The sequence below is a fragment of the Bacillus haikouensis genome, assembly GCF_013179555.1.
Lineage (GTDB): Bacteria > Bacillota > Bacilli > Bacillales > Bacillaceae_B > Rossellomorea > Rossellomorea haikouensis_A.
Genome location: NZ_JABMCR010000210.1, coordinates 1 through 7,257 on the forward strand (window position 1 = coordinate 1; position 7,257 = coordinate 7,257).

The window sequence follows — 7,257 nt, forward strand, 5'->3', positions numbered from 1 at the left end:
TCGAGACCGGTGTGGAAGCCAATGCATCTGCAGCCTTTCTTTGAGAAGTACGATTTTGTCGGAACAGATGTTTCTGAGACACTGTTTGAAAATGGTATTTGTTTGCCTTCTGATACGAAGATGACGGATGAGGATTTAAAGAAGGTTGTGAATACTATAAAAGGATTGTGGTTGAAATAATGAAGACCGATGGCGGTACCTATAGAAGGTTTATAAAAAGACCGATGGATTTCACTCTTTCATTATTTGCTATTATTATTCTTACTATTATACCTGTGCTACCAATTGTAGCTTTACTTGTTAAAACGAAGTTGGGTAGTCCTGTACTCTTTAAACAAAAACGACCAGGGCTAAATGAAAAGGTTTTTATGATGTATAAGTTCCGTACAATGACGGACGAAAGGGATAAGAATGGAGAACTACTTCCGGACAGTGTGAGATTAACGAAGTTTGGGAGGTTTCTGCGTTCTACATCATTAGATGAACTTCCTGAGCTTTTTAATATTCTTAAAGGGGATATGTCGATAATTGGTCCTAGGCCTTTATTGGTACAGTATCTGCCACTTTATAATGAGCATCAAAAACGGCGACATGATGTTCGACCGGGATTATCTGGGCTGGCTCAGGTAAGTGGTAGGAATGCTATTAGTTGGGAAGAGAAGTTTAATCTAGATGTGAATTATGTTGATAGCGTAAGTTTTAGAGGGGATTGGCAAATCATTCTTCTTACTATTAAAAAGGCATTGGTAAGAGAAGGTATTAATTCGGAGACTGCAGCTACTATGGAAGTATTTAAAGGAAATACAGGAACGGAGGATTAACTTATGAAAGATATAGTAATTATTGGTGCAGGTGGATTTGGACGTGAGGTAGCCTGGTTGATTGAAGATATAAATAAGGTGAATACCGAGTGGAACATTCTAGGGTTTGTAGATGACAACAAAGAAATTCATGGAACAGAAATGAATGGATATGAAATATTAGGCGATATTGAATGGCTGAAATCTCAAGAGTTCAATGTAGTTTGTGCAATTGGTGATCCAATTACTAAAAAGAGAACAATTGAAAAGTTAAAAGACACTAATAACACTTTTCCTGTACTTATCCATCCAAGTGTTATTTACTCTGACAGAGTTTCGTTTGGGGAAGGGTCTATTATTTGTGCAGCAAATATTATCACAACGGATATTAAAATTGGTAACCATGTCATCATAAATTTGGACTGTACGATCGGACATGATGCGATATTAGGAGATTACACCACAGTACTTCCAAGTGTGAATGTTTCTGGTTTCGTAGTCACTGATGAATCTGTAAGTATCGGTACAGGCTCTGCCATAATTCAGGGAGTAAAAATCGGGGAAAACACTGTAGTTGGTGCAGGTTCTGTAGTGGTTAAGGATTTACCGGATAACTGTACAGCTGTTGGTGCTCCTGCAAAGCCGATAAAGTTTAACAACTAATGAAGGGATTTAAAGACATGATAGCTGTTATTGGATCGGGAACAATGGGCAAAGGGATGGCAATAGAATTTGCCAAAAACGATATAGATGTATTACTAATCTCTATTGGGCGTAACTTAGAGACTACTGAATTAAAAACTGAAATTATAAAAGTGGCAGAAAGATATAAAGTCGAAAATGTTGAAGAGATTGCAGGTAGAATAAGCATAGCCGATAATTTTGAACAATTACGCCATTGTAATTTAATTATTGAGGCTATGGCAGAAGATTTAACTTTTAAAAGAGAGATTATGCAAGATGTTTGCAAGCATATCGATTTATCTTCAACCATATTTGCTACAAATACTTCTTCCTTGTCTATAGATTCTATTTTTGAAGGGATTGTTCCTCTTCAAAAAGTTGTAGGCTTACATTTCTTTAATCCTGTTCAAGTGATGAAGCTTGTGGAGATTTCGTACTTGGAAGAAACAGAGAATAATGTGGTCTCCTATGTTAAACAACTTGTTATCTCAATTAATAAGGAGTACGTATTAGTAAAGAACTCACCTGGGTTCATTGTAAACCGTCTATTAATACCAATGATTAACGAAGCCGTAAAGATTGTGGAAGAAGGTATAGCTACACCTGAAGACGTTGATAATGCAATGAAATTAGGCGCGAATTTTCCTATTGGTCCATTAAAATTATCAGATTTAATTGGAAATGATATTACATTGGCAATTTTAAAAGAACTTCAAAGTTGTTCTAGTGATATTCATATTTCAAGTGTTCTAGAAGAATTAGTAAGAGAAAAGAAATTGGGTAGGAAAACTAAAAAAGGATTTTATTCTTATAAATAACCTTAACACTTCCCTGTAACCAAGAAGCCAAACTCCATATAATTAGAGCTGGACACAGCAAAGTAGTTGTAAACTGTAATAATAATATAAAGAGAGAACGAAAAGTTGGAAAAGTATCTTGGCTAGTTATCGAAAATATAATAGGTATACAAAGTAGGCAACGGGTTGAATTTGGTAAGGATAATTTGAGTCTGGATCCTCTGTTGGGATAGCAAAAAAGCTAGAATACTAAAAATATTGGGGAGAAAACACATGGAACTTTTATGTAAAATAATATTTTATATAAGTGGATTTATTATAGTGTGGGCAATGGTCGGTTATCCAATTTCTTTGAAGTTCCTAGGGAAGCTTTTGAAGAATCGAAGGACTAATAAAAACTATAATCATCAACCTACAGTGACCGTAATGGTAGTTGCTCACAATGAAGAAAAAGTAATACTAGAAAAGTTAAATAACATTATTGAGCTAGATTATCCTCAAGAAAAAATAGAATTTTTAATAGCATCAGATAATAGCACCGATAAAACTAATGAAATTATTAAAAGGTTTATAAAAGAACGTCAAAACCTAAAAATACGACTTTATGAAGTAAAGGACCGTAAAGGGAAAACAAATGCTCAGAATGAAGCGCAAAAAACTGTAACAACAGATTATCTAATTATGACTGATGCCAACTCTATTATGGATAAAGATTCTGTAAAAGAACTTATGGCTGCTTTTACTTCAGAAGACATTGCTTATGTATCAGGAAGATTATCTATTTTAAATCAGTCATCTAGCGATGTAAGTCATGCTGAAGCAAGCTATTGGGACAGTGACCTAGCTATCCGTGAAATTGAAGGTAGAATACAGACTATTACTGCGGGTAATGGAGCACTATATGCATGTAGAACGAAGGATTACTATGACTTTGATCCAATTCAATGTCATGATAGTGCAATGCCACCACTATATGCACTTCAAGGTAAAAGGGCAATTGCAAACCATGATGCTATCGCTTATGAGAAGGCTGGAGAAGTTATTGAAGACGAATTTGGGCGTAAAGTTAGAATGAATCGAATTATTCTTAAACATATATTACCTGATTTAAGAATTTTGAACATTTTTAAGTATAAGTGGTTTTCGTATTTTTATTTTGGACACAGAACATGTAGGTATTTATTATGGATTTCCCATCTATTAATATTTATAACTAATGTTTTACTTCTGCAAGAGTCATGGTTTTATAATATAACATTTGCTGGTCAGGTACTATTTTATCTGCTAGCAGTGGTGAAAGTAATTACTAAATCCAATAATAAGTATCTGACTTTAGTTTATTATTACTGCGTAACGATACTTGCTCAATGGGCTGGGGTCTACAATATTTTCTCTGGTAAAGCAAAGCCGTTTTGGGAGAAGGCTGAGAGCACAAGATAAGAAAATTAAGGAGTTATAATAATGAAAATAACGATTGCTGGAATAGGATATGTTGGGTTATCTAATGCTATATTATTAGCTCAACATAATGAAGTAATAGCGCTTGACATTATTCAAGAGAAAGTAAATATGATTAATAACAATAAGTCACCTATTATAGATAATGAAATTGAGGAATATTTAGCAACTAAGAAATTAAATCTAACTGCAACAACGGATAATTATAAAGCATATAAGGACTCTGAATATGTAATTATTTCAACGCCAACAAATTATGATCCAGAGAAAAACTATTTTAATACCAGAACTGTTGAAGCGGTAATAGCCAATGTTTTATCGATTAATCCTAATGCGATAATGGTAATTAAATCTACTGTCCCTGTTGGGTATACAGAAAAAATTAAAGAGAAATTTGAAACTAATAATATTCTTTTTTCCCCTGAGTTTTTACGTGAAGGAAAAGCTTTATATGACAACCTCTATCCCTCACGAATAATTGTCGGGGAACAATCTCTAAGAGCTCAAGTTTTTGCTGACTTGCTAGCTCAAGGAGCTCTAAAAGAAGACATTCCTGTCTTATTTACTAATCCGACTGAAGCAGAAGCTATTAAATTATTTGCTAATACATACCTTGCCATGAGAGTAGCATTTTTTAATGAACTAGATTCATATGCTGAGGTAAGAGGGTTGGACAGTAAGCAAATCATTGATGGGGTAGGCTTAGATCCTCGAATTGGTAATCATTATAATAATCCATCGTTTGGTTATGGTGGTTACTGTCTACCTAAAGATACTAAGCAATTGTTAGCGAATTATGAAGATGTGCCCAATAATATAATGACAGCTATTGTAGATGCAAATAGAACAAGAAAAGACCATATTGCAGAAATGATTATTAAGAAGAGTCCTAAGGTTGTTGGTATATACAGACTAACCATGAAAATGGACTCTGATAATTTTCGACAATCTGCTATTCAAGGTGTCATGAAACGGATAAAAGCAAAAGGGATTGAAGTCATAGTATATGAACCAACTTTTTCTGGAGATAAATTTTATAATTCTAAGGTAGTTAACAATATCGAAGAGTTTAAGCAGATTTCGGATGTAATAATTGCTAATAGGCTTACTGATGAGATTAAAGATAATTCAGATAAAATTTATACAAGAGATATATTTAGTATAAATTGATATTGGAGGAAATGGATTTTGATAAAAAATGATTTAATAAATAAAAAGGAAAAAATAGCTGTAATCGGATTAGGGTACGTAGGGATGCCACTTGCAGTGGCATTTGCAAAAAAAATTGAAGTAATTGGTTTTGATCTAAATGAAAATAAAATAAACTTATATAAATCTGGAATTGACCCAACTAATGAAGTTGGTAACCTTGCAATTAAGCAAACTAGTGTAGAGTTCACAGCTAACGAAAAAAAACTGAGTGAAGCAAAATTTCTTATCGTTGCTGTACCTACCCCAATAAACTTAGATAAAACACCAGACCTTACTCCTGTAGAAGGTGCGAGTAAAATAATTGGACGCAACCTAGTAAAAGGAGCGACAGTTGTTTATGAATCAACAGTCTATCCAGGTGTTACTGAAGATGTTTGCATTCCTATTCTTGAAAGGGAATCTGGGTTAAAATGTGGGGTGGATTTCAAAGTTGGTTATTCACCTGAACGAATAAATCCAGGTGATAAGGTTCATACCCTAGAAAAGATTATTAAGATCGTTTCAGGAATCGATAATGATTCGTTAGAAGAAATCTCTGCAGTATATGAATTAATTATTGAAGCAGGGGTGCATAGAGCTAGTTCTATTAAAGTAGCTGAAGCTGCTAAAGTGGTAGAAAATAGCCAACGTGACATTAATATCGCCTTTATGAATGAGCTTGCAATGGTATTTGATCGGATGGGTATTAATACCAAAGATGTTATTGAGGCCATGAATACTAAATGGAATTCATTAGGTTTTTATCCTGGACTTGTTGGCGGCCATTGTATTGGTGTAGATCCATATTATTTTATTTATGAAGCAGAACGTTTAGGCTATCATAGTCAAATTATATTGTCAGGAAGAAAAATCAATGATGGAATGGGGAAATTTATAGCTGATTCAACTATAAAAAAATTGATTCAAGCTGATAAAATAGTTAAAAGGTCAAAAATAGTTATATTAGGGATGACATTTAAAGAAAATACTCCAGACACTAGAAACTCAAAAGTAGTAGATATTATAGAAGGATTAAGAGAGTATGGTGTGGAACCAACGATTGTAGACCCAATTGCCGACAAAAATGAGATGGATAAAGAGTATCAGATAAAGTTAGTAAATATAAAAGATATCAATGAAGCAGATTGTGTGATAGTAGCGGTGGCTCACGATCAATTTAAGAAAATGAAAAACAGAGAAATTGAAGGCTTATTTGGTGATAGCGAGAATGACAGGAAAGTTATTGTTGATGTTAAAGGGTTATTGGATAAAGAATACTACCAAGAAAAAGGATATCTTTATTGGCAATTATAAAGAGCAATAGGAGTATTATTAATGAAAATCTTACATGTTAACTCTTATTATAGTACAAGTAAATTCTATAAAAATTTTTTTGATAAACAAATAGAACTTAATAATAATATCGATGTGTTCGTTCCTGTTACACGAACGTTTAGTGGTAATAATTTTAATTTCGGAGATTATACGACCGTAAGTAATAATCACGGCCGATACGATAGATATATATTTCATTTGAAACAAAGTAAGATTTATAAAGATATTTTAAGGGAATTTAAAATAAACGAGTACAATTTAATTCATGCACACTCTCTGTTCACTAATGGATATATTGCATATAAACTGAATAAAGATTACGGTATTCCGTATATAGTTGCCGTGAGAGATACTGATATAAATATTTTTTTTAAAAAAAGAATTTTACTACGACAAACTGGAATTGAAATTCTTAAGAGGGCAAAACAAATCATACTTCTTTCAGATACATATAAGGATTACATGATTAATAAATATATTCCTTATAAAATAAGAAATGAAATTAAAAGTAAAATTAAAATAATCCCCAATGGAATAGATCATTTTTGGCTAGAAAATATTCCATATGATAGAAATAAAAAATTGATAGATGAAAAAAGTACGATTAAAGTCCTGCAAGTAGGAGAGGTAAGTAAAAGAAAAAATCAATTTACTACAATAAAAGCTGTTAATCTTCTCAAGGAAGAGGGATATAAAGTAGAATTTACGATTGTAGGAAAAGTAAGGGATAATAAAATATTTAGAGAAATCAAAAAGCAAAGTGGGATACATCACGTAGAACACGTAACTAAAGAAAAATTAATAAATATTTTTAGAGATCATGATATTTTTGTAATGCCTTCTGTAACAGAAACATTTGGTTTGGTATATGCTGAAGCAATGAGTCAATCTCTTCCAATTATTTACACTAGAGGTCAAGGGTTCGACGGCCAGTTTAAAAATGGAGAAGTTGGATATAGTGTTGACTGTTTTGATGAGTATGAAATTAAAAA

The 7,257-nt window shown here is 32.8% G+C and carries 8 protein-coding genes; all 8 read left to right on the forward strand.

Going from position 1 to position 7,257, the window contains the following annotated elements:
- Positions 1 to 180: DegT/DnrJ/EryC1/StrS family aminotransferase (locus tag HP456_RS17220; RefSeq protein WP_172253377.1), on the forward strand; the 180-nt coding region annotated here is incomplete at its 5' end.
- Positions 180 to 821, forward strand: a complete 642-nt coding sequence (locus HP456_RS17225) for a sugar transferase (protein WP_172253379.1) — start codon at positions 180 to 182, stop codon at positions 819 to 821. The genes HP456_RS17220 and HP456_RS17225, both read left to right, overlap by 1 nt.
- Before the next feature lie 3 nt (positions 822 to 824).
- Positions 825 to 1,463, forward strand: coding sequence for an acetyltransferase (locus tag HP456_RS17230; protein ID WP_172253381.1), 639 nt, complete (start codon positions 825 to 827; stop codon positions 1,461 to 1,463).
- A 17-nt stretch (positions 1,464 to 1,480) separates the two neighbouring features.
- Entirely contained in the window at positions 1,481 to 2,302 is an 822-nt protein-coding gene (locus tag HP456_RS17235) for a 3-hydroxyacyl-CoA dehydrogenase family protein (RefSeq protein WP_172253383.1), read from the forward strand.
- 252 nt (positions 2,303 to 2,554) lie between these two features.
- Positions 2,555 to 3,721, forward strand: a complete 1,167-nt coding sequence (locus tag HP456_RS17240; protein ID WP_172253385.1) for a glycosyltransferase family 2 protein — start codon at positions 2,555 to 2,557, stop codon at positions 3,719 to 3,721.
- A gap of 21 nt (positions 3,722 to 3,742) precedes the next feature.
- The gene (locus HP456_RS17245; protein WP_172253397.1) at positions 3,743 to 4,909 is read left to right on the forward strand and encodes a nucleotide sugar dehydrogenase; all 1,167 of its coding nucleotides are present in this window, start codon (positions 3,743 to 3,745) and stop codon (positions 4,907 to 4,909) included.
- 15 nt (positions 4,910 to 4,924) lie between these two features.
- Complete coding sequence (locus HP456_RS17250; protein ID WP_312857789.1) at positions 4,925 to 6,244, forward strand: nucleotide sugar dehydrogenase; 1,320 nt, start codon at positions 4,925 to 4,927, stop codon at positions 6,242 to 6,244.
- A 21-nt stretch (positions 6,245 to 6,265) separates the two neighbouring features.
- The coding region (locus HP456_RS17255; RefSeq protein WP_172253399.1) for a glycosyltransferase family 4 protein at positions 6,266 to 7,257 on the forward strand (992 nt) is incomplete at its 3' end.